This is a genomic window from Paraburkholderia sp. RAU6.4a (genome assembly GCF_050435625.1).
GTDB classification, from domain to species: domain Bacteria; phylum Pseudomonadota; class Gammaproteobacteria; order Burkholderiales; family Burkholderiaceae; genus Paraburkholderia; species Paraburkholderia tuberum.
Window position 1 is genome coordinate 1229031 of the sequence record NZ_JBNDKQ010000003.1, and the last position, 26861, is coordinate 1255891.

Annotated in this window: 25 protein-coding genes and 1 pseudogene; 11 read left to right on the forward strand and 15 right to left on the reverse strand. The window is 64.4% G+C overall.

The genetic code is table 11. The features are described 5' to 3' along the window. The first annotated feature begins 44 nt into the window (after positions 1-44). The 3 genes from OKW40_RS30210 to OKW40_RS30220 all read left to right on the forward strand — a co-directional run bounded on the left by OKW40_RS30210 (position 45) and on the right by OKW40_RS30220 (position 2395). On the forward strand, positions 45-1013 hold the full coding sequence (locus OKW40_RS30210; protein ID WP_429493125.1) for a quinone oxidoreductase family protein: 969 nt from the start codon (positions 45-47) through the stop codon (positions 1011-1013). A 124-nt stretch (positions 1014-1137) separates the two neighbouring features. Then, on the forward strand, positions 1138-1725 hold the full coding sequence (locus tag OKW40_RS30215) for a DUF4337 domain-containing protein (RefSeq protein WP_184052885.1): 588 nt from the start codon (positions 1138-1140) through the stop codon (positions 1723-1725). A 52-nt stretch (positions 1726-1777) separates the two neighbouring features. Next, complete coding sequence (locus tag OKW40_RS30220) at positions 1778-2395, forward strand: LysE family translocator (protein WP_429493126.1); 618 nt, start codon at positions 1778-1780, stop codon at positions 2393-2395. Positions 2396-2448: 53 nt separating this feature from the next. Here the strand turns inward: OKW40_RS30220 and OKW40_RS30225 are convergent, their stop codons facing one another. The 5 genes from OKW40_RS30225 to OKW40_RS30245 all read right to left on the reverse strand — a co-directional run bounded on the left by OKW40_RS30225 (position 2449) and on the right by OKW40_RS30245 (position 6746). Continuing rightward, positions 2449-3723, reverse strand: a complete 1275-nt coding sequence (locus OKW40_RS30225) for an RNA polymerase sigma factor (RefSeq protein WP_429403941.1) — start codon at positions 3721-3723, stop codon at positions 2449-2451. 77 nt (positions 3724-3800) lie between these two features. Next, a complete protein-coding gene (locus OKW40_RS30230; protein ID WP_429403940.1) occupies positions 3801-4214 on the reverse strand; it encodes a YciI family protein in 414 nt (137 codons plus the stop codon). A 179-nt stretch (positions 4215-4393) separates the two neighbouring features. Further along, positions 4394-4747 carry a YciI family protein gene (locus OKW40_RS30235; protein ID WP_429493127.1) on the reverse strand — a complete coding sequence of 118 codons (354 nt, stop codon included), beginning with the start codon at positions 4745-4747 and terminating at the stop codon, positions 4394-4396. A 400-nt stretch (positions 4748-5147) separates the two neighbouring features. Next, entirely contained in the window at positions 5148-5621 is a 474-nt protein-coding gene (locus OKW40_RS30240; RefSeq protein ID WP_429493128.1) for a hypothetical protein, read from the reverse strand. 852 nt (positions 5622-6473) lie between these two features. Then, positions 6474-6746 (reverse strand): DUF1488 domain-containing protein, encoded by a 273-nt coding sequence (locus OKW40_RS30245; RefSeq protein WP_090807933.1) that lies wholly within the window; start codon positions 6744-6746, stop codon positions 6474-6476. A 391-nt stretch (positions 6747-7137) separates the two neighbouring features. Between OKW40_RS30245 and OKW40_RS30250 the strand changes: the two genes are divergently transcribed. Continuing rightward, on the forward strand, positions 7138-7641 hold the full coding sequence (locus OKW40_RS30250; protein ID WP_090810308.1) for a GNAT family N-acetyltransferase: 504 nt from the start codon (positions 7138-7140) through the stop codon (positions 7639-7641). Positions 7642-7671: 30 nt separating this feature from the next. Further along, positions 7672-8022: a DOPA 4,5-dioxygenase family protein gene (locus OKW40_RS30255; RefSeq protein WP_429493967.1), complete on the forward strand. Its 351-nt coding sequence runs from the start codon at positions 7672-7674 to the stop codon at positions 8020-8022. Between the two features lie 28 nt (positions 8023-8050). On the opposite strand, the gene OKW40_RS30260 is transcribed toward OKW40_RS30255, so the two are convergent. The 5 genes from OKW40_RS30260 to OKW40_RS30280 form a co-directional block, all read right to left on the reverse strand. After that, a complete protein-coding gene (locus tag OKW40_RS30260; RefSeq protein WP_429493129.1) occupies positions 8051-8365 on the reverse strand; it encodes a high-potential iron-sulfur protein in 315 nt (104 codons plus the stop codon). A gap of 36 nt (positions 8366-8401) precedes the next feature. Beyond that, the gene (locus OKW40_RS30265) at positions 8402-9091 is read right to left on the reverse strand and encodes a nitroreductase (protein WP_184030536.1); all 690 of its coding nucleotides are present in this window, start codon (positions 9089-9091) and stop codon (positions 8402-8404) included. Positions 9092-9201: 110 nt separating this feature from the next. Beyond that, positions 9202-9924, reverse strand: coding sequence for a PepSY-associated TM helix domain-containing protein (locus OKW40_RS30270; protein WP_429493130.1), 723 nt, complete (start codon positions 9922-9924; stop codon positions 9202-9204). Continuing rightward, a complete protein-coding gene (locus OKW40_RS30275) occupies positions 9921-10604 on the reverse strand; it encodes a Fe2+-dependent dioxygenase (protein ID WP_184030542.1) in 684 nt (227 codons plus the stop codon). Before OKW40_RS30275 ends, OKW40_RS30270 begins: the two co-directional genes overlap by 4 nt. Positions 10605-10684: 80 nt before the next feature. Continuing rightward, entirely contained in the window at positions 10685-12865 is a 2181-nt protein-coding gene (locus OKW40_RS30280) for a TonB-dependent receptor (protein WP_429493131.1), read from the reverse strand. A gap of 277 nt (positions 12866-13142) precedes the next feature. Here OKW40_RS30280 and OKW40_RS30285 point away from each other — a divergent pair. After that, positions 13143-14138, forward strand: a pseudogene (locus OKW40_RS30285) (aldo/keto reductase). A gap of 47 nt (positions 14139-14185) precedes the next feature. Here the strand turns inward: OKW40_RS30285 and OKW40_RS30290 are convergent. After that, positions 14186-14752, reverse strand: a complete 567-nt coding sequence (locus tag OKW40_RS30290) for a YbhB/YbcL family Raf kinase inhibitor-like protein (protein ID WP_429493132.1) — start codon at positions 14750-14752, stop codon at positions 14186-14188. 201 nt (positions 14753-14953) lie between these two features. On the opposite strand from OKW40_RS30290, the gene OKW40_RS30295 reads away from it, so the two are divergent. The 3 genes from OKW40_RS30295 to OKW40_RS30305 all read left to right on the forward strand — a co-directional run bounded on the left by OKW40_RS30295 (position 14954) and on the right by OKW40_RS30305 (position 16427). After that, complete coding sequence (locus OKW40_RS30295; RefSeq protein ID WP_184057874.1) at positions 14954-15340, forward strand: hypothetical protein; 387 nt, start codon at positions 14954-14956, stop codon at positions 15338-15340. Positions 15341-15344: 4 nt separating this feature from the next. Further along, positions 15345-15824, forward strand: a complete 480-nt coding sequence (locus OKW40_RS30300) for a hypothetical protein (RefSeq protein WP_143037232.1) — start codon at positions 15345-15347, stop codon at positions 15822-15824. A 192-nt stretch (positions 15825-16016) separates the two neighbouring features. Next, positions 16017-16427 carry a type VI secretion system amidase immunity protein Tai4 gene (locus tag OKW40_RS30305; protein WP_429493968.1) on the forward strand — a complete coding sequence of 137 codons (411 nt, stop codon included), beginning with the start codon at positions 16017-16019 and terminating at the stop codon, positions 16425-16427. A gap of 137 nt (positions 16428-16564) precedes the next feature. On the opposite strand, the gene OKW40_RS30310 is transcribed toward OKW40_RS30305, so the two are convergent. The 4 genes from OKW40_RS30310 to OKW40_RS30325 all read right to left on the reverse strand — a co-directional run bounded on the left by OKW40_RS30310 (position 16565) and on the right by OKW40_RS30325 (position 24021). Then, positions 16565-17389 carry an ROK family protein gene (locus tag OKW40_RS30310; protein ID WP_429493133.1) on the reverse strand — a complete coding sequence of 275 codons (825 nt, stop codon included), beginning with the start codon at positions 17387-17389 and terminating at the stop codon, positions 16565-16567. Positions 17390-17452: 63 nt separating this feature from the next. Next, positions 17453-19072, reverse strand: coding sequence for a glucose-6-phosphate dehydrogenase (gene zwf / locus OKW40_RS30315; protein WP_429493969.1), 1620 nt, complete (start codon positions 19070-19072; stop codon positions 17453-17455). Between the two features lie 110 nt (positions 19073-19182). Continuing rightward, a complete protein-coding gene (locus OKW40_RS30320) occupies positions 19183-21999 on the reverse strand; it encodes an MGH1-like glycoside hydrolase domain-containing protein (protein WP_429493134.1) in 2817 nt (938 codons plus the stop codon). Between the two features lie 51 nt (positions 22000-22050). Further along, entirely contained in the window at positions 22051-24021 is a 1971-nt protein-coding gene (locus OKW40_RS30325; RefSeq protein ID WP_429352814.1) for an amylo-alpha-1,6-glucosidase, read from the reverse strand. Positions 24022-24221: 200 nt separating this feature from the next. Between OKW40_RS30325 and OKW40_RS30330 the strand changes: the two genes are divergently transcribed. Continuing rightward, complete coding sequence (locus OKW40_RS30330; RefSeq protein WP_429493135.1) at positions 24222-24557, forward strand: hypothetical protein; 336 nt, start codon at positions 24222-24224, stop codon at positions 24555-24557. Positions 24558-24656: 99 nt separating this feature from the next. Then, positions 24657-26813: a phosphocholine-specific phospholipase C gene (locus OKW40_RS30335; protein WP_429493136.1), complete on the forward strand. Its 2157-nt coding sequence runs from the start codon at positions 24657-24659 to the stop codon at positions 26811-26813. Positions 26814-26861 lie beyond the last annotated feature (48 nt).

A 26861-nucleotide genomic window follows, 5' to 3' on the forward strand; every position in this document is an offset into this window, starting at 1 on the left:
ATTCGCTGCGCAACGCGGCGCAAGACCAACCGGAGCCACGCACGATGAAAGCGATCCAGTTCAAATCTTTTGGCAACCCCGAAGTGCTCGAATACGTCGATCTGCCGACGCCGCAGGCCGACGCGGAGCATGCGGTCGTGCGGGTCATGGCGGCCTCGGTCAATCCGAGCGACGTGAAGAACGTGTCCGGCCATTTCGAACATACGGTGCTGCCGCGCACGCCGGGGCGCGACTTCAGCGGCGTGGTGGTGGACGGCCCGGCCGCGTGGCTCGACGCCGAGGTGTGGGGGACCGGCGGCGACATCGGCTTCACGCGCGACGGCACGCACGCCGAGTACCTCGGCATTCCGGTCGCGGCGCTGTCGCGCAAGCCCGTGGCGTTGAGCCACGTCGAGGCAGCGGCGATCGGCGTGAACTTCGTGGTCGCGTGGCTCGGCAGCGTCGAATACGCGAAGTTGCAGGCCGGCGAGACCATTGCCGTGCTTGGCGCGGGCGGCGGTGTCGGGGGCGCGGTCGTGCAGATCGCGAAAGCACGCGGCGCGCGCGTGATCGCCGTCGACCGCCGGCCGCTCGATCCCGCCACGCCCGCGGGCCGCCTGATCGACGCCTACGTGGCGTTCGACGAACACGCGGCCGCACGCGTGCGCGAGCTGACCGGCGGCGCGGGCGCGGAAGTCGTATACGACACGGTAGGCGGTGTCGCGTTCGAGACCGCGCTGAGTCTCGCGAAGCGGCGCGGCCGCGTGCTCGAAATCAGCGGGACCGGCAAGCGCCGCGTCGAGTTCGATCTGATCGACTTCTATCACAACGAGACGCAATTGCTCGGCGTCGACAGCGCGAAGCTCGGCGTCGCGGAATCGGCGCCGCTGATGACGGCGCTCGTCGAGGGCTTCGACAACGGCAAGCTGAGCGGCCCGGCGATCGCGCAGGAATTCCCGCTCGCCCGCGCGCGCGAAGCCTACGAGGCGGTCGCCGCCGGCACGCGCGGGCGCGTCGTGATTCGCATGCAATAACCGTCCCTCTGACACAGTGCGTTGAAGCTGCGGCCTCCGGGCCTCCGCGACACGCTAAGATTGAGGCCGCCGGGCGCCCGCCCCGTCCGGCGAGAACGACAAAAGCATTGCCTCGGAGAATCTGATGTCTGAAGAATATGAAGTGCACGGTCCGCACGACCATGCCGTCGAACACGCCGGCCACGCCGCGCATCACGACGCCGATCCGTTCGCGAGCCGCATGGCCGTGATGACCGCGATCCTCGCGACGATCGGCGCGCTGTGCGCGTACCAGAGCGGCAACGCCGAAAACCTCGCGCTGTTCTACAAGAACGAAGCCGCGATCAAGAAGACCGAAGCGTCGAACCAGTGGAGCTACTACCAGGCGAAGGGCGAAAAGGAAAACCTCGCGGAACTCGGCGCGGCGCTGTCGGCGCCCAATAGCGACGCGCACGCGAAGTTCGTCGCCGACGTCGAGAAATACAAGCAGCAGAAGGAGCCGATCCGCGCGAACGCAGAAGCGATCGAAAAACAGGTCGTCGCCGCCGATACGCGCAGCGAAACGCTGTTGCACGGCCATCATCGCTGGGCTCAGGCGACGCTGCTGATTCAGGTCGCGATTGCGCTGTGCGCGATCACGCTGCTCACGCGCAAGAACTGGCTGCGCAATCTGTCGTACCTCGTCGCGGGAGTGGGCGTCTTGACCGCGGGCGCGGCGTTTTTCGGGCTATGAGCGGGATGCTCGCGTTGCTTTTCACCCAGAGCTTTGCAATCGGGAGCGTGTCGTGATCGATGGGTCCGCCGTGGTCGGCGTGTTTTCCGTGTATGTCGCGGGCGTGGTGAGTCCAGGCCCGAACTTCGTCGCGGTCGCGCACAAGGCGGCTTCGGCGACGCGCATCGAAGCGCTCGCGATGGTCGCCGGCATCGTGCTCGTCAATCTGTTCTGGGCCAGCTGCGCGATTCTTGGCGTCGGCATCGTGTTCGCCGCGTTCCCGTGGCTCGCGCTCGTGGTCAGGATCGTGGGCGCGTGTTACCTGCTGTGGTTCGGCGGGCGGCTGATCTTCAATGCCTTGGCGGCGCGGCAAGCGGTGCTCGTCAAGGCACCGGCGGGCGGCTTCAGGCAGGCGTTCGCGCAGGGCTTCGCGACCAACATCGCGAATCCGAAGTCGATGGCGTTTTTTGCCGCGGTGTTTTCGTCGGCGGCGCCAGCGCATGTGAGCACCGGCACGTTCGCCGCGATGCTCGGCATGGTGTTCGTCGTCGCGAGCTGCTGGTATGGGTTCGTCGCGCTGGCGCTCTCGCATCAGCGCATCGCGTCGGCTTATCGGCGCGGCAAGATGTGGGTGGATCGTGTGTGCGGCGGCTTGATCGTTGCGTTGGGGGTGCGGCAGCTGATTCGTTGAGGCGGCACTGACGTGTGCGTGAGCACCAATGTGCCAGCACCAATGTGCCAACCTCAATCCGCGAGCCCGCGCGCACGCTCCAGCAACAACTCGCGCTCGCGCGTATTGCGCGTCATCGCCGCGGCGCGCTCGAACTCCACGCGGGCTTCGTCGACGCGTCCAAGCTTGACCAGCAGATCGCCGCGCACGCTCGGCAGCCAGTGATAGTTCGCGAGCGCCGAACCGGCGGCGAGCGCATCGACGATCTCGAGTCCGGCCGCCGGCCCGAACGCCATCCCCACCGCGACCGCGCGATTCAACTCCACTACCGGCGACGGCGCGACCTGCGCCAACGCATCGTAGAGCGCGACGATCTGCGCCCAGTCGGTGTCCTCGGCGCGGCGCGCTCGCGCATGGCACGCGGCGAGCGCCGCCTGCAACGCATACGGCCCGCTCTCGCCGCCGAGCGCATGCGCGTTGTCCAGCGCCGCGAGGCCGCGGCGAATCAGCAGCGGGTCCCAGCGGCTGCGATCCTGATCGAGCAGCAGTACCGGACGCCCCTGGGCGTCGGTGCGCGCGTGCGTACGCGACGCCTGAATCTCCATCAGCGCGACGAGACCGTGGACCTCGCTCTCGCCGGCTACGAGTCCGCTCAACACGCGCCCAAGCCGCAACGCCTCCTCGCATAGCGTCGGGCGCATCCAGTCGTCGCCGGCCGTGGCCGAATAACCTTCGTTGAAAATCAGGTAGATCACCTGCAGCACCGACGCGAGCCGCGCCGCGCGCGCGTCCGCCTGCGGCACCTCGAACGGCACGCGCGCCGCCGACAGCGTGCGTTTCGCGCGCACGATCCGCTGCGCGATGGTCGGCTCCGGCACGAGAAACGCGCGCGCGATTTCGTCGGTGGTGAGACCGCCGAGCAGGCGCAGCGTCAGCGCGACGCGCGCATCGGTCGACAGCAGCGGATGGCACGCGGTGAAGATGAGCCGCAGCAGATCGTCGCCGATGTCGTCGGCGCGCGCGGCGTCGAGCGCATCGACGAAATCGGGCACCACGTGCGCTTCGATCGCGTCGAGATCGTGGCCGAGCTCCTCGCGCTTGCGCGCATGCAGCGCCTCCTGGCGCAGGCGATCGAGCGCGCAGTTCTTCGCGGCCGTCATTAGCCACGCTCCGGGGTTGTCGGGCACGCCCGCGTCCGGCCAATGTTCGAGCGCGGCCACCAGCGCGTCCTGCGCGAGTTCCTCGGCGAGTCCCACGTCGCGCACGATCCGCGCGACGTGAGCGATGACCTTCGCGGATTCGATCCGCCAGACAGCGTCGATCGCACGATGGGTGGCCTGTATCGTCACGGCGTCAGCCTTCACCTGCTGCCGGCGGTTGCGCGGTCAGGAACATGTACGCGGGCTCCCAGACGTAGTCCATCAAATCAGCGGCGATCTTCTTCGAGCTTGTGAAAGCGCTCGACTTCCGGCCCCGCCTCGAAGTCGTCGAGTTCGAACAGCTGCCGCACTTCGATTTCGCCATCGGCGTGCTCACCGAACGGCGCCGGAAAACGCCGCGCCCATTCCATCGCCTCGTCGCGCGAGCGCACCTGGATCAACGTGTAACCCGCGATCAGCTCCTTGGTCTCCACGAACGGCCCGTCCACGATGCTCCGTTTGCCGCCGCTATAGCGCACGCGCCAGCCTTTCGAGCTCGGCTGCAGGCCCGTCGCGTCGAGCAGCACGCCGGCCTTCGCGAGTTCTTCGTGGTAGGCGCCCATGGCGGCGATCAGGGACGGTTCGGGCATCTCGCCGGCTTCGCTCGCGGCCGTGGATTTGACGATGATCATGAATCGCATGTCGTTGCTCCTTGTTGTTAGTGGTTGGTCGTGAGTGGATTCTTGTGAATCGCCTGGCGGAGCCACGCCGTCTCGCCCCTTACTCACACGACGCGCGATGCACGGTCCGATCGACACGCGCGGCGGTCCCAACATCCCAGGGAAAACACCGAAGCTGGTGAAGTGGGAGTCACGCGTGCCTAGATGAAGCACGGTCCGAGCTTGCGCACCTCGACCGTGCACCACGACGCCGCCGGGCAGGTTTGCGCGATCGCCACGGCCTCTTCACGGCTGTCGCAGTTCAACAGAAAGAAGCCGCCGATCATCTCCTTCGCCTCGGCGAACGGCCCGTCGAAGAGCTTCGATTGGCCATGGCGGACCTGCACGCGCACGGCGTCCTTCTGCGAAGTCAGTGACTCGACCGCGAGCAGCTTGCCGCGCGCTTTCAGGTTCTCGGAGAAACGCACCATCTGGTCGTAGAGCTCGCGGCCCGCGGCTTCGGCGCGCTCCTCGCGTTGGTCCGTGGGTTCGACGATCAGCAGCATGTAGGACATGATGTCTCCGATAGGGCTCGGTTGTATGCGCGGGTCGGCATCGCAACGACGCCAGCGACGCCTGGCCTCGGCGGTATGCAGGAGGTACGCAAGCAGTTGGCGGCAAGCAGGCGCAGCCAGTCTAGCAAGCGGGAATCGCAGCGGCAAACGCGCCCGACGGGACTTCTACGGACACTCGTAACAAGCCGCGCCACGCGCACCAGCCGGCCTCGCGCGACACGTCGATGCCGCTTTCATGTGTCCGGAATCCATTTACGTCCGCGCTGAAACGGTCGTATCAGCCGTTCGACGAAACGCAGCGCTGCGGGCAGCCACTCGCTCGGGCTCGCCGATAGCGCATTGAGCGCAGCGCCGGTGACCCGCGACGCTTTCGAAATGCGCGCCGCCAGATGCGTGCCGCTCAAACCGCCGCTTCCGCCAGCGCCCGCAGTCGCGCGGAACGCATCAAACCTTCGATCATTTTTGCTTCCGCGCTCGACAGCTCGCTCAGCGACGCCGCCGACAACTGTCCGTCGAAAATCGCTAGCGCCGCGCACAGACGTGCGTAGTCGTCGTCTTCGAGCGACCAGCGGCCAGTCTGGCGCTCGCGCACATCGAGCCGCACGATCGCCGCATGCGCGCTTTCGATGTCGGCGCGCGCGTCGGCGCCCCGTCCGGCATGCACAAGTTCCTGCGACACCAGCAAATGCCGGCTCAGCGTCGTGTGCAGAATGCGCGCGCCGTGGCCGCGGCGGAATGCATCGAGCGCGGCGTAGGCCTGCAACAGCATGGTCTGCGTGACCGGCGCGTGCGCGGTGCGGCTCTGGGTCAGAGAACGCAATAACGGGGACATGGCCGTGCGGCCGGGCTTGTGAACTCGCGACTTGCTGGGCATCGATCCAACCTCCTTCTTTCGGCAGCGCGCCCGGACTTCGGCACGCGACGGCGGCAAACGCCGCGCTCAAACGTCCGACGTATTTCGCGCCCGACAGTTCACCCCATGCGACGCGCCCGTTCTTCGAACGCATCGAAGAACGCAGTGTCCGCATATCGGTTCGACGCCGCCAGAAACAAGAAGCCCGTTTCGTTGCGACGAAAAAAAACCCTGTTCCGCGAGGAACAGGGCTGACAGGATGGACCGGCCGAGCAGGCGCGTGGATGCCTGCCAACCTATAACCACCTAACCTGCAAAGCTATTGCTTACGTGTGCTGCACCGGCAATTTCTACCGCTCGACAGCAAGCTTCAACTGCCGATTCAACCTACCACTTCAATTGCGACTGCATGTGGGCCGGTCCTCGCTATCTGCTACTTCTGGCCGCTACCCCTGTTGCTTCGCGCTCGTGCTCGATGCATTGCGCGCTTGTATTGCGTCAACTGCGGACTGCAAACTGCCAGATACGCACTGCGAACTGCAGACTACTCATCAACGGTACGGTTCAAATCCGACACGAGGGGAAGATCGCATCGATGGAGGGCGGTGATTCCTCGCTCCATGGAAAAGAGTGTATGCGCGCACGCGCGAAAGCAATTGAGCGAAGCGAAGCGCTTTGGTGGGTTAATTTGGCGAATCGATGTAACAGCGGGCCTATGTAGCGCTCGACGTGAAATCAGCGATTGCACCGAAACGGTGCTGCGAAAGCCTGAGAGAAAAACGCGAAGTGCGAAGCCGGCCGCATTCAGGCCGAGCGGAGCCGGTGCCGTCGCGCCGGCGTCGTCGCGTGTGCAGCTTCGAGCGATGACGCACGTCAACCGCGTGTGGAGAAATCGTCGATCGTCAGCAAGACCTTCTCACCGGGACGCGCGAGCATTTTTCGTTCAGCGATCGCCGTAATACGTTTGCGCCCATCCGCGAACGTCTTCAGAACGCGCGCCTCACCCGCGCCGCGTTGCAGCCAGAAGTGCTGCTCGAGCGCCTCGCGCGTGACCGCGCATTCAAGGTCTCGTCCCTGCGACGAAAGCTGGAAAATCACCGCGCGTCCATCTGCCGAGACGCTGGGTACCACCTCGATCATCGTCATAGCCCACCTCGCAACGTTGATTACGACGTTCGCCGCATCACGCGAACCTCCCCGGATAACCATCTGGACGCTCGCCGCATCGGATGACGCGGCAAGCGGACGTTCGCGCGCCAATCGTCGGAGGCCTCGTCTTGTCTGTTCGTACGGTGGTGCGGATAGCGCGGCCGCGATGGGTCGACGATCGTGCCCGCGAAAAGCGAATCAACCTTTAGCAATGCGCATGCCACACAACGCAGCAAGCGGCGCCTCGCCGCATCGAGCGTTCGCCCTGCATCGCAAAGTGAGAAGACTGCAACATAGCCGCGTGGTAAAAAAGCGCAGCCGGCGCGACAATCGACGACAATTCTTACTCGCGCTTCGCACGATCATCGCGCGCCACCACCTTGCCGACATGTCCGCCCAACTGCCCGACCAACGATCCGGGTTGACCTTGCGCCCCGCGCAACCCGACGACGAAGCCTTCCTGCTCGAACTGCGCAAGACGACGATGACCGAACACCTGGCGCGCGCCGGCGAGCCGACCGACGACGACGTCCATCGCGCGCGCCTGTTGCATCGCTACGACGCGGCGCAGGTGGTCTGCATCGACGGCGCGCCCGCGGGCTTGTTGAAGGCGCACCGCAACGACGTCGAATGGTTCGTCGTGCAGTTGCAGATCGCGCCGGCGCTGCAGGGTCGCGGCATCGGCGAGCAAGCGCTGCGCACGATCCTGCGCGCCGCCGCGGCCGAAGCGTTGCCGGTCAGCTTGCAGGTGCTCAAGGGCAATCCCGCCAAACGGCTGTACGATCGTCTTGGCTTCGAGATCGTCGGCGAGGATCAGACACAGTTTCACATGCGACTTGCAGCGCGCGCGCCGGCGGAAAGCGAAGCAGAACGAATGTCGGATAAAGACTGATACGGAACGAGCCTGGCAATGAACTCTGATATGGCTTTTCGCGCTGCTTCAGCGATACAAAGCTGGCACGCGCACATCTACTTCGACCCGGCGAGCCGCGATGCCGCCTGGGCGTTTCGCGAGCAGATCGACGCACATTGGGGCGACAAACTGCAGATCGGGCGCTTCCACGAACGGCCGGTCGGGCCGCATCCGATGTGGTCGTATCAGCTCGCCTTCGCGCACACGCAGTTCGCCGACGTGGTCGGCTGGCTCACGCTCAATCACGGCGCGCTCGATGTCTTTCTGCATCCGAACACCGGCGACGCGCTGCGCGATCATCGCGACGCCGCCGTGTGGATCGGGCACTCGCACGAACTCGTGCTGAAGGCGCTGCTATAGCACCGCTGCGAACGCTACGGCGGCGTGCTCACATGTTCGTGTACGCGCTGCACCAGCCGCGCGACGCGACCTGTTTAGTGTCGAACAGCGTGCAGCCGCCGTACGCGTCCGATGCCTTGCCCTGGAACAGCGAGCAGTTCGCGCACGATTGCCCGGCCGCGAAGTTCGGAAATCTGGCCTTGTCGACCTTCGACGCATCTTCGGTATAGCCGACCGCCTGCGCCTGCGGATCGCTCTCGCTGAGCGCATTGGGAACGGTCGCGGCGAACGCGAGCCGAGACAGCGCGAGCGACGAGCCGACGCCCGCGCTGACCAACAGGAAATGGCGCCGCGATGTTTTCATTGTCGTTTGCCTCTGGGTGGGGACTGAGGGATGTGTTCAATCGAGAAAGCGCGCGAAGCGCTCGACCGGTTCGCGCTCGGGGCGCAGCGTATTGACCGGCGCGTTGGGGTCGCCGAAACCGAGCGACATGCCGCACACAAATTGCTCGTTTTCGGGCAGGCCGAGATGTCCGGCAATCAGTCGATGAAACTGCATGAACGCGGCCTGCGGACAGGTGTCGAGACCGCGTCCGCGCGCGGCCGTCATGATCGCCTGCAGGAACATGCCGTAGTCGAGCCAGCTGCCGCGCTCGAGGCTGCGATCGATCGTGAACAGCAGGCCGACGGGTGCGTCGAAGAAACGGAAGTTGCGCGAGTGCTGTTCGTGCATGCGCGCCTTGTCGCCCTTCTCGATGCCGAGCAGGCTATACATGTCCCAGCCGATCTTGCGACGCCGGTCGATGAACGGCGACTGCCACTGGCGCGGATAGTACGCGTACTCCTCCTGGTACAGCTCGTCGCGCTGCGGATCGTCGTAGGCGGCGAGCAGATCGCGCGACAGACGCGCGAGCGATTCGCCCGTCAGCACGTATACCTTCCACGGCTGCGTGTTGGTGCCCGACGGTGCGTGGCTGGCGGCTTCGAGAATCGCTTCGATGTCGGCGCGCTGCACCGGTGTCGGCAGAAAGGCGCGCACCGAGCGCCGCGTGGTCAGCGCGGTGTCGACGGGGTTCGCGGGAGAGGTCATCGGCGGATGGCGGCAGAGCCTGCGGAGTAGGTCTGCGACGATTCTAGCGCGTACCGCTCAAAGCCTGCCCGCCAGCGCGCAGGCATCGCCCGAAGCGTTGCGCTGCGCCCTTACATCGTCCCCAACACCACCGCCGCCGCAATCGATCCGACCACGAGCGCGAGCCCCACCGTCTTGCGCTTGTTCAACTCGGTCCACAACACCACGCCCGTCAACGACAGCAGGATCAGGCTGCCCGCGAGCGTATCGATCAGCAGCACCCAACCGACGCTCAAGCCCACACCCTTGTGCAGGTTCGTCAGCATCGCGAGAAAGGTGTTCGCGCTGCGCTTGACCGTGACGGTGTGGTTGCCGACCCAGTATTCGGCCGACGTGTTTTCCTTCGGCGACCCGAAATTCAGTTGCCAGTGCTCGGGCTGCACGACGCTGCGATCGCCCCACGCCACCGGATGCTCGGTTTCCTTCTGCACGCGCCCCGGATTGCCGGCGATCTTCAGCTCCTGCTTGAGCCACTTCGCGAGCTCGCGCGGCGTTTGCGGCGCCGGTTGCGGCAGCGGCACCTGCATCACCGACACCTGCGGCTCGCCGGTCGAGACGCGCAGCGGGCCGCCGCGATGATTCAGAAAGAAGCCCGTCGTGCCGAACAGCAGACCGAGCGCCGCGCCCCACAATCCGACCCAGCCATGCACCTTGCGCAGCCACTTGATGAAGGTCGCGCGACGCGAGCGCTGCTGGCGCGATTTCAGTTCATGGTCATCGAGCCGACGCGGCTCCTGCGCGCCATGTTCGCGGGCCGCGGGCGGTTGAATGTCGAGGGTGTCCGAGACGCTCACGTTTCACTCCAGGTGCGCAGCAGATTGTGATAACAACCGACGAGGCTGCGTCGCGCAGCTTCGTCGGCATGGGTGGCATTGAGCCGTTGAATCGCGGTGTCCATGTCGAACAGCAGCGCGCGATGCGTGTCGCTGCGCACGAGGCTCTGCACCCAGAAGAAGCTCGCCACCCGCGCGCCGCGCGTGACTGGCGTCACCTGGTGCAGACTCGTCGCCGGATAGACGATCATGTCGCCGGCCGGCAGTTTCACCTGCTGCACGCCGTAGGTGTCCTCGATCACGAGTTCGCCGCCGTCGTATTCGTCGGGCGCGCTGAGAAACAGCGTCACCGACACGTCGGTGCGCAGCTTCACGCCGTTCGGCAGCACGCGCACCGCGCCGTCGACGTGGCTGCCGAACTGCATGCCGCCCTCGTAGCGGTTGAAGAGCGGCGGATAGACCTGGTTGGGCAGCACCGCGCTGATGAACAGCGGATTGCGCTCGATCGCCGCGAGAATCACATCGCCGAGTTCGCGCGCGAGCGTCGAGTGCTCGGCGATCTGCTGATTGCGCTTGACCGGCGCGCCCTGATAGCCCGCGGTCGCGCGGCCATCGACCCATGCGTCGCCGGCTCGATCGAGCCGCTCGCGCATGAAGCGCAATTGCCCGGCGTCCAGTACCTTCGGAATGTGCAGCAACATGATGTGTCCTTCGCGTCGGCTTGCCGTTTGCAGAAGCGGCAAGCCGTGCGCATGCGCTCAGTGCGTATCAAAAGCGCGTATCAAAAGCGGTAGTTGAACGTCGCGAGCAGCGTGCGGCCGATGCCCGGCACCGAACGTCCGCCGTCCGACGGAATCAACGCGTCGTAGTAGTACTTGTTGGTGAGGTTCAGCAGGTTCAGGCGCACGTCGTACTTCTTCGCGTGATAGGCCGCGGTCGCGTCCCAACGCGTGTAGCCCGGCACCTTCACGTAGTTCGTATTCGACGCATAACGTGGCGACATGTAGATCGGACCGCCGCCGATTTCCCAATGCGGCGTGATCGCGTACGTGGTCCAGAACGTCAGCGTGTTGCGCGGCGTGTTGGCCGGCGTGTGACCCTGCGTGCCGTCGGCCGCTTTCAGGATCGTCGCGTCCATGTACGTGTAGCCGCCGAAAATCTGCCACTTGTCGGTGATGTGCCCCGTCACGCCCGCCTGGAAGCCGTCGACGCGAATGTTGCCGGCCAGCTGGTACTCGGTCGGTGACACCTGCGTGCGCGCGTTGTCCTTTTCCTCGCGGAAGATCGCCGAGGTCACCGACATGTTGCCGCCGAACAGATCCCACTTGCCGCCGATTTCATACGACTTCGTCGATTCCGGCGCGAGGTTCTGAGTGCGGTTCGTGACCGTCAGGTTTTCGAGCGACGGGTTGAACGATGTGCCGTACGACACGTAGTACGACTGCCAGTCGGTCGGCTGATAGATGACGCCGGCGCGCACGCTCGTGAAGTAGTTGGTCTGGCTCGCGTAAGCCGGCGCGCTAATCGTATTGCGGATTCCCGCCGAGAAACGATCCCAGCGCACACCGCCGATCAGCTTCCAGTGCGGCGTTAGCGTGATCGTGTCGTTCAGGTAAGCGGCAATTTCGTTCGCGCTCGAATCGGCGTAGTTGCCGACCGTCGTCGTCACGTTCGACGGCGTGCCCATGATCGGCGGATTGAGCATCGGCACGATCGGCAGGTTGTTGCGCGTGTACGCCTGGTTCGTATAGCTGTCGTGGCCCACTTCGACACCGGCGATCAGGTCGTGCCTGATCGGTCCGGTGTCGAATTTGTATTCGAGCATCGTGTCGTTGTAGATCGCATGATTCTGGATCACGCGGTCATGACTCTGCAGCTTGATGAACAGCTGCGACGGCGACAGCGTCGTGAAGTTGCCGTTGGTCAACGCTGTGCTGGACGACAGCGGTCCGGTCAGCACCGCTTGCGGCGCGGTTTCGCGCGCGTCGGTGGTCGAGTGCGAGATCTGCGTCTGGTTCGTCAGCGTCAGGGCGTCGGAGAACTTGTGCTTGATCGCCGCGGTAAAGATCTGCACGTCCTGGATCGTGCGGTCGCTGGTCAAACCGTAGAACGTGTTCTTCGGTACCGGCGACGGGCGGCCGTTCAGCGCCTGGATGCCGTAGTCGGGCATGTCGTGGTTGTGCTGGATCAGCGCGGACAGCGTGATCTCGGTCGGCGTGCCGATGCCGAAGCGCAGTTCCGGCGCGACGCCGAAGTCCTCGTTCTTCATCACGTCGCGCGTCGAGCCGAGGCTCTGGCCGAATGCATTTAGGCGGATCGCCGAGGTGTCGGTGAGCTTGTGGTTCACGTCGACGGTGGAGCGGTAGCGGTCGTCGGTGCCGATCATGCCGGAGACTTCCGCCGAGTCCGTCAGGTTCGCCTTCTTGCTGACCTGGTTGATCACGCCGCCGGTCGAGCCGCGGCCGAACAGCATCGACGACGGACCGTACAGCACCTCGAGCGATTCAAGATTGAACGTGTCGCGGTAGTACTGGTTGCGGTCCCGAAAGCCGTCCAGATAGATGTCGTTCTGCGCGGTGAAACCGCGCAGGTTGATGTTGTTGCCGATCTGGCCGCCTTCGGCCGCGCCGATCGTCACGCCGGGCGCGTTGCGCAGCGCATCCGCAAACGACGTCGCGCCCTGCGAGGCGAGCAGGTCGCGATTGATCACGGTGACGGTCTGCGGAATGTCGCGCAGCGCGGTCGGCGTCTTGGCGCCGACGGTCGCACGGTCGGCCTGGAAGTCCTGCTGAACGGCCTGAGCCTGCACGCCGATGGTCGGCAGCGTCTGCGCGGCGGCGGGTGTGTCGTTCTGTGCATTGGTTTGTACGTTCTGCGGCGCGCTTTGCGCGAGCGCCGGGGTCGCCAAAGGAATGGCAAAAGCGAGCGCTAGCGCTGTCGCGAGCGGCGTGTGATTGAGCATGGAAATCCCGTCAGAAATGCGTTTGTCAAATTCGCATCACTGACGTCGAATTCATGACAAAGCCGCAAATGGCTGGCTGCCGCTCTCCGTAGTGTGAGATGGAGATGACGGGATGGCTGGCTAGGTTTAAATGAGAATCGATATCATTTCACATCTACTGGAAGTCAGCAATCCCGGCGTGCGTCAGGCACATCGAATCGCGACTCGGTTTATCCTTTTTACAACAATGTAGTTTCATCGCTTCGGCAGCGCTTTCCTTCCCTCTGGAGTCGACTTTATGCAATATCGCCAATTCGGCCGCACCGGCCTGACCGTTTCTCGCCTGTGTCTCGGCACCATGACCTTCGGGCTGCAAACCGAAGAAGCCGCATCGCACCGCATCCTCGACACGGCCGCGGACGCCGGTGTCAATTTCATCGATACCGCGAACGTCTATCCGCTCGGCGGCGACGAAAATCTGGCCGGACGCACCGAGGAAATCGTCGGACGCTGGCTGAAGGGCAAACGCGAGCGCTTCATCGTCGCGACCAAGGCGGTCGGCAAGATGGGGCCCGCCGCGTGGGACTAGGGCGCGTCGCGCAAGCACCTGCTCGATGCGATCGACGCGTCCTTGCAGCGCCTCGGCACCGACTACGTCGACCTGTACCAGCTCCATTCCGACGACGCGAAGACCCCGCTCGACGAGACGCTCGAAGCGCTCGATGCGATCGTGCGCTCGGGCAAAGCGCGCTATATCGGCGTGTCGAACTTTCTCGCCTACCGGCTCGCGCGCGCACTGGGGCGCGCGGACGTGCTCCGCGTCGCGCGCTTCGTGTCGGTCCAGCCGCGCTACAACCTGCTGTTTCGCCAGATCGAGCGCGAGCTGCTGCCGCTGGCCGCCGAGGAACAACTGGCCGTGATGCCGTATAACCCGCTCGCGGGCGGACTGCTGAGCGGCAAGCACCGGCTCGACGCGACGCCCGCCGAAGGGCGCTTCACCGAAAGCGTCGGCAAGGCTGGCGCGATGTATCAGGAGCGCTACTGGCATGAGCGCGAGTTCGACACGATCGAAAGGCTGAAGGCGATCGTCGCGCCGACCGGCGAATCGCTGGCGAAGGTCTCGCTTGCGTGGGTGCTCGCGAATCCGCTGATTACGTCGGCGATCATTGGTGCGAGCCGCGCGGAGCAGTTGAGCGATACGCTCGCGGCGGCCGGGCTCACGCTCGACGCCGCGATCAAGACCCAGCTCGATGAAGCGAGCGTGCAGTATCGCTGGGGGGACGCGGCGCGCTAGCCACCCGCCGGCAGATCAGGCGCGGCCCGGCGTTCGGCCGCGCGTCTTCATCGTCCGTAGCGCAGCACGGTGCTCGTCGCGGCGAGCACGTGATCCTTGATCGCGGCGTGGAACGCGTCGCGCGTCAAGCCGGCCGGCAATGCGTCGGGCGGCAGATCGAGCGCATAGACCTGCGCCACGTAGTGATGCGGTACCTCGCCGACGGGCGGACACGGGCCGTAATAGCCGGGGCCGCCGGTGCGATTCGTGCCGGCGACGCTGCCCGCCGGCGCGGCTTCGCCTTCGGCGAGTCCAGTCGTGGTAGGCGCGATGCCATAGACGATCCAGTGCACGAGGCCGAGGCCTTTCGCGCCGTCGGGATCGAAGATCGTCACCGCGAAACTTTTCGTGCCGGCCGGCGCGTTATGCCATTGCAGCGCCGGCGACACGTTGCCGCCGCCGCAATCGTTCGCGCTCGCCGCGTGGCTTGCGTTGAGCGTGCCGCCATCGGCCAGTCCCGGCGACGACACCGCGAAGGCCTGTGCCGCATACGCATGCGCGCTCGCGTAAGCGAGCAGCGCGCACGCGCCGACGGAGAGGAGGCGCCGCGCGAGGTTCAGGTGGATGCGAGTCATTGGGAGTCTCCAGGGTTGGACGTGCCGTTGAGAGCTTTGCAGTTCAGAGAGCAACTATAACGAGAATGTTGTTTTGAGATGGAAGAGGCGGCATATTGCGCATGGGGCTACGCGAATCAAACAGATAGCGATCCTACGTGATCGATTGATTAATTCGTTCTCGCCCCTTTGTCGTTCAAAGAAAGAAATGGAGTTGCCTGAATGTCTACAAAACACGCCCACTCGCATCGCCCGACGAAGACTGCGCCGCCGCAATGGAAAGAGAAGCCGGCAAGCATTGTGCCGCTCACGGTTCAGAATGCGCTGAAAGACGCCATGCGCACCGAGCGCATTCCAGACACGGATTTCAGCGATCTGCTATGGATCATGGCTCAGGAATCCGCCGGTGTCGTCGATGCGCGCAACGGGACTTCAACAGCACGTGGCCTGTTTCAACTGCTGCGCGCGCAATACAGCTTGAACCCGCGCGGAGAGGCATCATTCGGTAATGCGAAGGAGGAGTGCCAAGGCGGCATCCGTTACATTTATGGCCGCTACCATTCCGCAAATATGGCTAGGGGATTCTGGCAACAACACCACTGGTATTAAAACGATGCGTCTTTCGTCCTGGCTTATTGCCACATTGATGTTCGGCGCAGTATCCGGTTTGGCCCTTGCGGAATCGGTTCTCAGGTTTGAGGATTGTCCCGCCACTGTCGAGTCCAGGCACGCTGCGATGCCACGCATGATATTCACGGACGCGACGGCACGTCATTACCGCAGCATTCTTCGTGAAGCCGCAAAGGAGCCGATTAACTTCGCGGGCCACTACGTTCTCGCTACGTGGGGATGCGGTGCTGGCTGCGTGATGGCGGCGGCAATCGATACGAACTCGGGCCGCGTCACTTCGCTGCCGTTCACGGTTTCCGATTGGCCGCTGGACATCACGGATCCGCTTGCCTATCGCGCAGACAGTTGCCTGCTGATCGCTCACGGTAGCCGCAATGAAAACGCCGAGCACGGAACCTACTACTACGCGTTCGACGGCAAAACATTTACCTTGCGCGCGAGTACGACAAACGTCGGGCGTTAGACAAACCGCGGAAGCAGTGAACGAGACCGTCACCCCGTGATGGACAACTGGATTGCGCGAAAACTACTGTTACGACCACTGCTATTTCAACGAACCCGAGGCGAAGTATCGCACTGACCGCGCGAACTTCTGGAGTTTGCCGTGAAGAAGGTCGGGGTTGGCATCCTAACTGGTTTTGCCCTCATCTTCGGCATGTCTGCTTGCTATGCAAAAGGCGATCAACGTGCGACTCCACAAGCTGGAGCACGTACTTATGCACAGAATTACAAAGACATGGTTCTGGCTACTTGCATAGCGAACGCCTACAGGAACGACAAAGATGCTGCTATGGATGCGGGAAGCAGCGTCAGTGCATTGCGAGACTGGACTTACTACGACTTGGAGAAGGCTCCAGACGCGATCAAAACCTTGGTGGACAATTATTTGGCGCGAAATTATCAAAACCCGCTGGTTGAATCGGAAACTGAAGGTGTCCGTTTCGATTTCCTGAAGTGTCTGGACCTGTATCACAGTAAGGAATTGGACGCACAGGTCAAGCGTTTGGTCATTAACCCCAGGCGCACTTACCGGCAAGATAATCCGTTGCCAGCAAAGCCGAAGTAGTTATGAGCACGTCCAGCGTCGAAGCGCTGACCAGTGCTCGGGCACGGATCGCCTTGGCAATCGTTGAGGGGTTGATATGAACCGTTGGACGTGGAGCCGCGGCACCGGATACGTGATGGCGGCGGCAATCCACCGCCTCACTTCGGCTTGAACCGCCCCGTCTTCTGCGTCGCCTCCGGATACTGTCGCGTCTCGCGCACCGACAGCGGATGCCACAATTTCGCGCCGCCCTCGATCCCCGCGTCGTTCGATACGGTCGCCACGTTCGCCGCCAGCGAAAACTTGATACGCGCCGCGTTGCCGCCGCCGATCCACAGCTTGTCGTAATTGACCAGTGACTCGAGAATGCCGATCACCTTCTCGACACGCCGGCTCCAACGCTTGTTGCCGATCTGCTCGCGCGCGGCCTCGCCGATGTATTCGTCGTACGCCACGCCCTTCTTGCTGACCGGATGATGCGCGAGCTCCAGATGCGGCATCAGTTCGCCATCGCGAAACATCGCGGTGCCGGCGCCGGTGCCGAGCGTCAGCACGAACTCGAGGCCGTGGCCTTCGATCGCCGCGAAGCCTTGCATTTCGGCGTCGTTGATCATCCGCACCGGCAGTCCGCCCAGGCGCTGCGCGAGCGAATCCGCGAGCGCAATGTCGTGCCATCCTTCGATGCCGAAGTGCGGCGCGGTCAGAATGCGGTTGTTGCGCACGACACCCGGAAATCCGATCGAGATACGGACGGGCCGCACCTGCTCGATGAGCGGAGCCACGAGTTGCGCGAGCGCGTCCACCAGTTGATCCGGCGTGCACGGATGCGGCGTCGCAACGCGCACGCGCTCGGTTTTCATCTGCCCGTCGGCGTCGATGATCGCGGCCTTCAGGCCGGTGCCGCCGACGTCGATCGCGAGGATGTGCTCGCTGCCGCTCGTCGGCGCATTCCGTTTCACTGCGTTCTTGTTGCGTGTTGCCACGATGTCTCCCGATTGTGTTGAGGCGGTTGTGATGCGGGTCTGCGGGTTGGTTCACAGGTGCCGCTACGACTTGCCACCGGGCGCTTTCTGCTGCAACGGGCGCCACGCGTGGCCATCGCGCGCGAGCAGCGCGTCGGCTTCGGCCGGCCCGTCGCTGCCGGCCGCATAGCCGCGCACGGCAACCGCGCCGCCACTCCTCGGATGCAGCACGTCGTCGACCGCGCACCAACTCGTCTCGATGCTGTCGGCGCGCTGAAACAACGTCGCGTCGCCAAACATGCAGTCGTACAGCAGCGTCTCGTAGCCGACGTTCGCGCTTTCCGCAAAGAAGTCGCCATAGTTGAACGACGACTGTACCGGACCGACCTGCATCACCGGCCCCGGCACCTTCACGTTGAAATCGAAGCTCGAGCCGTGCTCGGGATCGATGCGAATGGTCAGCACGTTCGGCGTCAATGCGTTGACCGGCGTATCGCGGAACAGGCGGAACGGCACCGGCTTCAGCTGCACCGAAACCTCGGTGCGGCGCACCGCGAGCCGCTTGCCGGTACGCAGATAGAACGGCACGCCGGCCCAGCGCCAGTTCTCGACGAACACGCGCGCCGCCGCGTAGGTTTCCGTCGTGCTGCCGGGCGCGACGTCGGGCTCCTCGCGATAGCCCACGCCGGCTGGCCCTTTTTCGTACTGGCCGAAGACGACGTCGGCGGACGTCAGCGGCTGGATTGCGTCGAACAGCTCGGCCTTCTTGTTTCGCACGGCTTCGGCCTCGAACGAATTCGGCGGCTCCATCGCGACGATGCCGAGCAGCTGGAACAGGTGGTTCGGCACCATGTCGCGAAACGCGCCGGTCTGCTCGTAGAACCTGCCGCGCCCCTCGACGCCGATCGTTTCCGCCGCCGTGATCTGCACGCAATCGATGTACTCGCGCCGCCAGATCGGCTCGAACATCGCATTCGCGAAGCGCACCGCGAGGATGCTCTGCACGGTGTCCTTGCCGAGAAAATGATCGATGCGGTACACCTGCGACTCCCGCGCATACGACAGGATGTGCGCGTTCAGATCGCGCGCCGACGCGAGATCGGTGCCGAACGGCTTCTCGATCACGAGACGCCGAAAGCCGCCGTTCGCGCCGTCGCCTTCCTTCAGCAGGCCGGCTTTGCCGAGCCGGTCGGTGATCGGTTTGAAAAAACGCGCGCCGACAGCGAGGTAGAAGATCGCGTTACCGCCTTTCGACTGATCGAGCTTCTGCTTCAGCTTCGCGAACGTATCGTCGGATTCGAACTCGCCCGCCATGTATTCGAGGCGCTGCGCGACCCAGTTCCACGCGTTGTCGTCGAGCTTGCCGGCGTGAAAGGTGCTGGCCTTGTCGGCGGCGAACTTCTGCAGCGAGGTATGCAGTTCTTCGCACCATTCGCGCGTTTCGCGCTCGCCGTGATTGACGCCGATGATCTTCATGCTGTCGTCGAGCAGGCCATCGACCGCGAGGTTGTAGAGCGCCGGCATCAACAGACGTTTGGTCAGATCGCCGCCCGCGCCGAAGATCACGAGCGTGCATGGCGGCGCGGACTTCTTGCCGGCCGGCGACGACAGGGCGTCGTATCGGTTCGCGCTGAGCTTGCAGCTCAGCGCGGGCGTTGCGTTGGGTTGATCGGGAGAAGCGGAAGGGTTCGGTGTGCTCGACATGGGATTCACTTGGACCTCGGTAAGCCGATAGAACGAACGCGGCGATACATGAAAGACCACGGGCGCTGCTGCACAGTTCAATCGCGTTCGTGCGTGAGCGCGCGGCGTGCTTATTTCGTCGTCGTGGCCGCGAGCGACGGTACCGGTTCTTTCGCCACCGCCGGCGTTACCGCGGATGCAGAAGCCGCCGGCACCGGAATCGGCGCGGGCGCGGGCGCCAGCGCCGGTTCCCCCGCCAGCGGCACGTTGCCCGATGCCGCCATGGCGCGCGGCTGCAACAGCAACGCGACGAGCCCGGTCCAGCCGGTCTGATGCGAAGCCCCGACGCCACGACCGTTATCGCCATGAAAATACTCATGGAACAGGATCAGATCCTGCGAACGCGGGTCCGCCTGCAGCAGCGGATACGCACCCATCACCGGCCGCTCGCCGTTTTTGTCCTTCAGGAACAGCGTGGTCGCGCGGCGCGCGAGTTCGTCGGCGATTTCGCTCAACGAGAACTTCTGGCCCGACCCGGTCGGATACTCGACGCGGAAATCATCGCCGTAATAGCGATGAAACTCGTACAGCGATTCGATCAGCAGATAGTTGACCGGCATCCACACCGGCCCGCGCCAGTTCGAATTGCCGCCGAACACACGGGTATCGGATTCGGCCGGCAGATACTTGACGCAGAAGCTGTTGCCGTTGTGCTGGTACACGAACGGATGATCGCGATGGCAACGCGACAACGCCCGCACGCCGTGATCGGAAAGAAATTCACTTTCGTCGAGCGCGCGCCGTAACAACGCCTTCATCCGATGCCCGCGCAGCAGCGACAGCAAAAGCGCGTTGCCCTTGCCGGGCTCGTTCCAGCGCGACACCAGCTTCGCGAGATCGGGCCGATGCTCGAGAAACCACACGAGGCGCTCGCGCAAGCTCGGCAAGCCGCCATGCAAACGCTCCTCGAGCACGTGCACGGCGAACAGCGGTATCAGTCCGACGATCGAGCGAACGCGCATCGGCATGCTGCTGCCGTCGGGCAGGCGCAGCTTGTCGTAGAAGAATTCGTCCTCGCTATCCCACAGGCCCGTTTCGCAGCCGTCGTCGCAACTGACCGCTTCCGCGATGTACAGGAAGTGCTCGAAGAACTTCACACCAATATCGACGAACACATGGTTCGCGTAGGCGAGTTCGAGCGCGATACGCATCAGGTCGAGCGCATACGCGGCCATCCACGCGGTGCCGTCGGCCTGGTCGATGTGGCCGCCGGTGGGCAGCGGCGACGAGCGGTCGAAGATGCCGACGTTGTCGAGCCCGAGAAAACCGCCCTGAAAAATATTGTGGCCGTCGGCGTCCTTGCGATTCACCCACCACGAGAAATTCAGCAGCAGCTTGTGAAACACGAGCTCCAGAAAATCGCGGTCCGCCTTGCCGGTCAGCGCGCGGTCGATCTCGTACACGCGCCACGCGGCCCATGCATGGACCGGCGGGTTCGCGTCGCTCAATGCCCATTCGTAAGCGGGCAACTGGCCGTTCGGGTGCTGATAGCGGTCCTTCACGAGCAGCAGCAACTGCTTCTTGGCGAACGCCGGATCGATCAGCGCGAACGCGGCCGCATGAAACGCGAGGTCCCACGACGCGTACCACGGGTACTCCCACTTGTCCGGCATCGACACGATGTCCGCGTTGCACAGATGCCGCCAGTCGGTGTTGCGACCGTGCCTGCGCGCGGCGGGCGGGCTCGGTTGCAGCGGATCGCCGTCGAGCCAGCGCTGCACGTCGTACTGGTAGTACTGCTTCGACCACAGCATGCCAGCGAGCGCCTGACGTTGCACGAGACGCGCATCGGGGTCGGTGATCTCGTGTTGCAACGCGCCATAGAATTCGTCGGCTTCGGCGCGGCGGCGCGCGATCAACGCGTCGGCATCGAATGGCGCTTCATCGGTCGCAGATTGCGGGTGCCAGCGCAGATACACGACCGCGCGTCCGTGCGGCCCGAACTCGAGCGCCGCATGCGCGGCGGCCCGGGTGCCCGCGTCGTGACGGATCGCGTTCGCGTCGCCGTGCACGAGGTAGTCGTTGAAGCCGTCCTTGAACGGGCCCGCGCCGTCCATGCCGAACAGCCGCTTCACATTGGTGTCGTTCTCGCAGAACAGCCATGCGAGTTGCGGCGCGTCCTTCGACCACGCGGTCACGACGATCGGTTCGTGCACATGGTGATGGCCAAGCAGACGCACCGCGCCGTCATGACCGGTACCGGCGACGAGCTTCGGCTTGTCCTTGTTCTCTTTCCACGACCACGAGTTGCGCGCCCAGATCTGCGGCAGCACATCGAGCGACGCCGCTTCGTCCGCGCGATTTTCGATCGTCACACGCATCACGATGTCGTCGGGCGTGTGCTTCGCGTATTCGATCTGGACGTCGAAATAGCGCTGATCGTCGAACACGCCGGTATCGAGTACTTCGTACTCTGGCATATCGCCGCCGCGGCGCGCGTTTTCGTCGATCAGGTCCTGGTAGGGATAGGCCGCGTGCGGGTACTTGTACAGCATGCGCATGTAGGAATGCGTGGGCGTGCCGTCGAGATAGAAGTACAACTCCTTGACGTCCTCGCCGTGATTGCCCTGCGAGTTGGTCAGGCCGAACAGGCGCTCCTTGATGATCGGGTCCTTGCGGTTCCACAGCGCGAGCGACACGCACCAGCTGAGCCGGTCGTCGCCGAAACCGGCGATGCCGTCTTCGCCCCAGCGGTAGGCGCGGCTGCGCGCATGGTCGTGCGGAAATGAGTCCCAGGCGGTGCCGTTCGCGCTGTAGTCCTCCCGCACCGTGCCCCACTGGCGCTCGCTCAGATACGGCCCCCAGCGCTGCCAGTGGCCGCATTCGGGCGAATGCACGCGGGAACCTTCGATCGTGGCGAGCAGATTGGCAGCGCGCAGCGGTGGCATGAAAACGTCCTTGCAACAGGCCTGGCGGTGGGACCCACATCGTAGCGCGGTTTACGCGCCGTCGTGCTCGAGTCGGGCAAGCAGACTTTCGACGCGCAGCAATTCGCCGAGCGACCAGGCCTGGAACGGCGTGCCGGCGGGCGCGTGCGGCGCGTCGCCGGCGGCGATCTCGGACAGGTGATCGAGGCCCGCGTGATCGAGATGCGCGTACAGCGGGGCGAGAAAGCGCGCCCTCGCCTGCGCGAGATTATCGGCACTCGCGCCATTCACTCGCAGCCATGCTTCGACGAACGGGCCGATCAGCCACAACCACGCGGTGCCCTGATGATAGGCGCCGTCGCGTTCGCGCGGCGCGCCGCCGTAGCGGCCGCGATAGGCGGGATCGGACGGCGCGAGCGTGCGCAGGCCGAGCGGCGTCAGCAATTGCGCTTCGACCTGGCCCACCACCGCGCGCGCCGCCGCGCCTTCGAGCAGCGGAAACGGCAGGCCGCCGACCGCGAAGATCTGATTCGGCCGGATCGAGCGGTCGACCGTGCCCGGCACATGATCGACGTCGACGTTATCGAACAGCGCCTGGGTGGCCGGGTCGACGAAGCGCCGGCGAAACGCGAGCGTTGCACGCTCGGCAGCTTGCCGCCACTGCGGGTTCCATGCTGACGCGATTCGCAGCGCGTTGATCCACAGCGCCTGCACTTCGACCGGCTTGCCGATGCGCGGTGTGACGACCCAGTCGCCGACTTTCGCATCCATCCACGTCAGTTGCACGCCGGGGATGCCGGCGCGCAGCAGGCCGTCGTCCGCGCACACGCCGATGTTGAAGCGCGTGCCGTTCGTGTAGCCGGTCAGGATCGTTTCGGCGGCCTGCTGCAGATGCGCGCGCGTTTGCGCGCCCGCATGCGGCGTCGCCAGATAGTCGTGAACCGCGACGATGAACCATAGCGACGCGTCGACCGAGTTGTATTCGGGCGCGTCGCCGTAGTCTGGGAAGCGGTTCGGCAGCATGCCTTCGGACAGCGTGCCCGACCATTCGAGCAGGATCGCTTCGGCATCGTCGAGACGGTTCGACTCGATCAGCAGGCCGCGCATCGCGATGAACGTGTCGCGGCCCCAGTCGGTGAACCACGGAAAGCCCGCGAGGATCGTGCGGCCTTCGTTGCGCGTGACGACGTAGGCGTCGGCCGAACGTTGCAGGCGCGAGCCGAGTGCGGCGCGGCGTTGTTGTTCGGTGTGGGCGAGTTGGGCGGCGTGGGCGGTGGTTTGGGCTTTGTCGTTCGCGCATTCGGTGGCGGACGTGCTCGACGCGCTCAGAATCATCACCGCGTCGCCCTCCGCGAGATCGAAGCTGAACACGCCGGGCGTCGCGAGATCTTCGCTGCAATCGAGACCGCGCTCCTGCTCGCGCACGTAGCAGAAGTTGCGATACCAGTCGGGCGCATGCGTATAGGCACCGTTCGTCGCCGCTCGCACGACCGGCAGTCCGCCATACGGTTGCCAGCTCGCGCACGATTGATCGGCGCTGACTTGCGCGCCGAAGTTGAAGGCCGGATTCTCGTGATGCAGCGCATGATAGTCACGGCCTGACAGCAACGGTCTGATCTTCAGCACGGGCGCATCGAGTTCGCCGCCTTCGAGCCGCCAGCGCAATACCGTTTCGCACGTCGCTTTGCTGACGAACACGTCGGCGATCATCGCCGCGTGCGCACCGACTTGAATGCGCCATGTCGGCCACGGCGCGGTGTCGAAGCTGGCAAGGCGGCCGCGCAGATCCGGATAGATCACGTCAGGACCATAGCGCTGCATGGTCAACGCGAAGCGCTCGCCGCCCGCCTCGACCCACGCCTCGATGCCGTTGACGAGCACCATGCGCCCGCCCGGCGCGCGCGTCGCGGCTAGCAGCAGCGCATGGTAGCGGCGCGTGCGCAACATGCCGAGCGTGCCCGAAGCAAAGCCGCCGAAGCCGTCGGCTTCGAGCCATTCGTTTTCGAGTTGCGAGATGTCGATGGGTGAATCGATGCGAGTCATTGAATCGTGCCCATGCGCGAACGATAAAGCAGCAAACATAGCGCAGATGGCAGTGCCATGAACATTGACCTTCCCGATACTTTCCATTTTCTTTCGATCAACCGACGATTTATCGAAAGTTATGCCGGGCGCAAACGTTTCACAATTATTTCTTGAAAGGAATGGAGACTGCACCCGCTTTCATCGAACCGGATGCAGACATGAGAAAAATCAGTTGCATCGCGAGCGCCGCATTGCTGGCGCTTGCCACGATAGCGTTGAACGGTTGCGGCGCGGACGACTCCTCTTCCACGAGCAACGCGACGACCACGAGCCTTGCGCCGAACGACGCGGCGCAACGACCCGCAATGGCGGCAGCGGCAGTGGCGACTCCCAACGCCTCAGCGCCATTCGCGGACAACACGGCGAGCAACGCGGCAAGTGGCGCAGCCGCCACCGACGCGATCACGCAAAACATGCAGGCCAGTCTCGCGGCCGACAGCCAGCAGGTCGCGCCGGTCATGCGCTACGCGCCCGGCGACAGCGCGAACAACTAGTTCGCAACTGATCAGCAAGAGCAACGCGTAACCGACCACGAAACACCCCCAGGCACGCTCACGCGCGCTATTCTTCCCCTACGCAGAAGGTGATATTCGATGACATCAACTAGCCGTCGCCGTTTCCTGCAAACCGTGGCTTCATCCGCGGGCGCCGCCGCCGCGTTGACCGCATTGCCCGAGTCGATCCGCAACGCGCTCGCCGTGCCCGCGTTTTCGCGCACGGGCACGATTCGCGATGTCGAGCACATCGTCGTGTTCATGCAGGAGAACCGCTCGTTCGACCACTACTTCGGCCATCTGCGCGGCGTGCGCGGCTATAACGACCGCTTCCCGATTCCGCTGCCGAGCGGCCTGCCGGTGTGGAATCAGCCGTCGAAGGAAGACCCGACCAAGCCGGTGCTGCCGTTCCATCTGGACACCGCGACGACGAGCGCGCAATGCGTCGGCGATCTCGATCACTCGTGGTACAAGACCCAGTACGCGATCGACGGCGGCCGCTACGACCAGTGGCCCGCCAACAAGACCGACATGACGATGGGCTACCACCTGCGTAGCGACATCCCGTTCCACTACGCGCTCGCCGACGCCTTCACGATCTGCGATGCGTACTTCTGCTCGTTGCCGGGACCGACGCACCCGAACCGCGCGTATCTGATGACCGGCATGGTCGACCCGACCGGCACGATGGGCGGTCCGCTGCTCGACAACAACGACTGGGTCGACGGCGACGGTCCGCCGAACTATCAGCTGCTGTCGTGGACCACGTACCCGGAGCGTCTGCAGGCCGCGGGCATTTCGTGGCAGATCTATCAGCAGGGCACGTCGGGCGCCGATCCGCTGAACGGCAACTACGGCACCAACATCCTGCAGAACTTCACGAACTTCATCAACGCGCAACCGGGTTCGCCGCTCTACGAGCGCGCGCAAACCGTGCGCACGATCGACGACCTGAAAGCCGACGTGCTCGCGAACCAGCTGCCGCAGGTGTCTTGGCTGTGCCCGCCGGCCGCCTACTCGGAGCATCCGAGCTACACGCCCGCGTACGGCGCCGAGTACACGTCGCAGATTCTCGACGCGCTGACGTCGAACCCCGAGGTGTGGAGCAAGACCGTGCTCTTCATCATGTACGACGAGAACGACGGCTTCTTCGATCACCTCGTGCCGCCGCAGCCGCCGACGACCTCCACCCAGGGCAAGTCGACGGTGACGACCGACGGCGAGATCCACAATGTCGTCAATCCGCTGCGCGGCGGCAGCTACACCGCCGACGGCTATCCGTACGGCCTCGGCCCGCGCGTGCCGATGACGATCGTCTCGCCGTGGACCAAGGGCGGCTTCGTGTGCTCGCAGGTGTTCGATCACACGTCGGTGATCCGCTTCATCGAAACGCGCTTCGGCGTGCATGAGCCGAACATCACGGCATGGCGTCGCGCGGTATGCGGCGACCTGACCACCGCGTTCGACTTCCGCACGCCGGATGCGAAGATGCCGTCGCTGCCGGACACCAGCAACTACATCAGCATGGCCGACAACCAGTGCAAGACGCAACCGAAGCCGACCGTGCCGACGACGCCGACTCCGGTCGATGCGCAGGAAGCGGGCATCCGTTTCGCGCGCGCGTTGCCGTACGAACTGCATGTGAACGGCGCGGCGAACGCGGGCAACGACACGTTCGAAATCACGATCGGCAACACCGGCGACCAGGGCGCGCACTTCTACGTGTACGCGACGAATCGCACCGACGGTCCGTGGCGCTACACGGTCGAAGCGGGCAAGTCGCTCAGCGACACGTTCGACCTGAGCACGACGAACGGCGTGTATGCATTCGACGTGTTCGGCCCGAACGGCTTCGTGCGCAAGTTCGCGGGCAACACCCAGGCGAGCACGCAAAGCACGCAGAATGGCCATGGCAACGGTCATGCCGACAACCAGCCGGCGCGGCCTGAAGTGACCGTGCAATACGACGTCGCGAATGGCAACGCGTTCCTGAAGTTCACCAACAGCGGCGGCGGCATCGCGCATCTGACGGTGATCGACAACGCGTACGGCGCGCGCCCGCGCACCGTGGTCGTGCCGGCCAATGCGCGTATCGAAGAAGGCTGGGTGCTTGCGTCGAGCCATCACTGGTACGACCTGACGGTGACGAGCAGTGACGACGCGAGCTTCTCGCGCCGCTTTGCCGGTCACGTCGAGAACGGCCGGCCGAGTATCAGCGATCCGGCTGCGGTTGCGCCGGTGCTGAGCGCGAGTTGAGGCGACAACCGCCCCGCCCTGCTTACTCGCAGTAAGATTCGGCATCCT

Bases quoted from the DNA above. Each gene is read 5' to 3' on its own strand.
- OKW40_RS30210 (WP_429493125.1), top strand. From the start codon at position 45: ATGAAAGCGATCCAGTTCAAATCTTTTGGCAACCCCGAAGTGCTCGAA.
- OKW40_RS30215 (WP_184052885.1), top strand. From the start codon at position 1,138: ATGTCTGAAGAATATGAAGTGCACGGTCCGCACGACCATGCCGTCGAA.
- OKW40_RS30230 (WP_429403940.1), bottom strand. From the start codon at position 4,214: ATGCGATTCATGATCATCGTCAAATCCACGGCCGCGAGCGAAGCCGGC.
- OKW40_RS30235 (WP_429493127.1), bottom strand. From the start codon at position 4,747: ATGTCCTACATGCTGCTGATCGTCGAACCCACGGACCAACGCGAGGAG.
- OKW40_RS30240 (WP_429493128.1), bottom strand. From the start codon at position 5,621: ATGCCCAGCAAGTCGCGAGTTCACAAGCCCGGCCGCACGGCCATGTCC.
- OKW40_RS30245 (WP_090807933.1), bottom strand. From the start codon at position 6,746: ATGACGATGATCGAGGTGGTACCCAGCGTCTCGGCAGATGGACGCGCG.
- OKW40_RS30250 (WP_090810308.1), top strand. From the start codon at position 7,138: ATGTCCGCCCAACTGCCCGACCAACGATCCGGGTTGACCTTGCGCCCC.
- OKW40_RS30255 (WP_429493967.1), top strand. From the start codon at position 7,672: ATGGCTTTTCGCGCTGCTTCAGCGATACAAAGCTGGCACGCGCACATC.
- OKW40_RS30260 (WP_429493129.1), bottom strand. From the start codon at position 8,365: ATGAAAACATCGCGGCGCCATTTCCTGTTGGTCAGCGCGGGCGTCGGC.
- OKW40_RS30265 (WP_184030536.1), bottom strand. From the start codon at position 9,091: ATGACCTCTCCCGCGAACCCCGTCGACACCGCGCTGACCACGCGGCGC.
- OKW40_RS30275 (WP_184030542.1), bottom strand. From the start codon at position 10,604: ATGTTGCTGCACATTCCGAAGGTACTGGACGCCGGGCAATTGCGCTTC.
- OKW40_RS30280 (WP_429493131.1), bottom strand. From the start codon at position 12,865: ATGCTCAATCACACGCCGCTCGCGACAGCGCTAGCGCTCGCTTTTGCC.
- OKW40_RS30290 (WP_429493132.1), bottom strand. From the start codon at position 14,752: ATGACTCGCATCCACCTGAACCTCGCGCGGCGCCTCCTCTCCGTCGGC.
- OKW40_RS30295 (WP_184057874.1), top strand. From the start codon at position 14,954: ATGTCTACAAAACACGCCCACTCGCATCGCCCGACGAAGACTGCGCCG.
- OKW40_RS30300 (WP_143037232.1), top strand. From the start codon at position 15,345: ATGCGTCTTTCGTCCTGGCTTATTGCCACATTGATGTTCGGCGCAGTA.
- OKW40_RS30305 (WP_429493968.1), top strand. From the start codon at position 16,017: ATGTCTGCTTGCTATGCAAAAGGCGATCAACGTGCGACTCCACAAGCT.
- zwf (WP_429493969.1), bottom strand. From the start codon at position 19,072: ATGTCGAGCACACCGAACCCTTCCGCTTCTCCCGATCAACCCAACGCA.
- OKW40_RS30320 (WP_429493134.1), bottom strand. From the start codon at position 21,999: ATGCCACCGCTGCGCGCTGCCAATCTGCTCGCCACGATCGAAGGTTCC.
- OKW40_RS30325 (WP_429352814.1), bottom strand. From the start codon at position 24,021: ATGACTCGCATCGATTCACCCATCGACATCTCGCAACTCGAAAACGAA.
- OKW40_RS30330 (WP_429493135.1), top strand. From the start codon at position 24,222: ATGAGAAAAATCAGTTGCATCGCGAGCGCCGCATTGCTGGCGCTTGCC.
- OKW40_RS30335 (WP_429493136.1), top strand. From the start codon at position 24,657: ATGACATCAACTAGCCGTCGCCGTTTCCTGCAAACCGTGGCTTCATCC.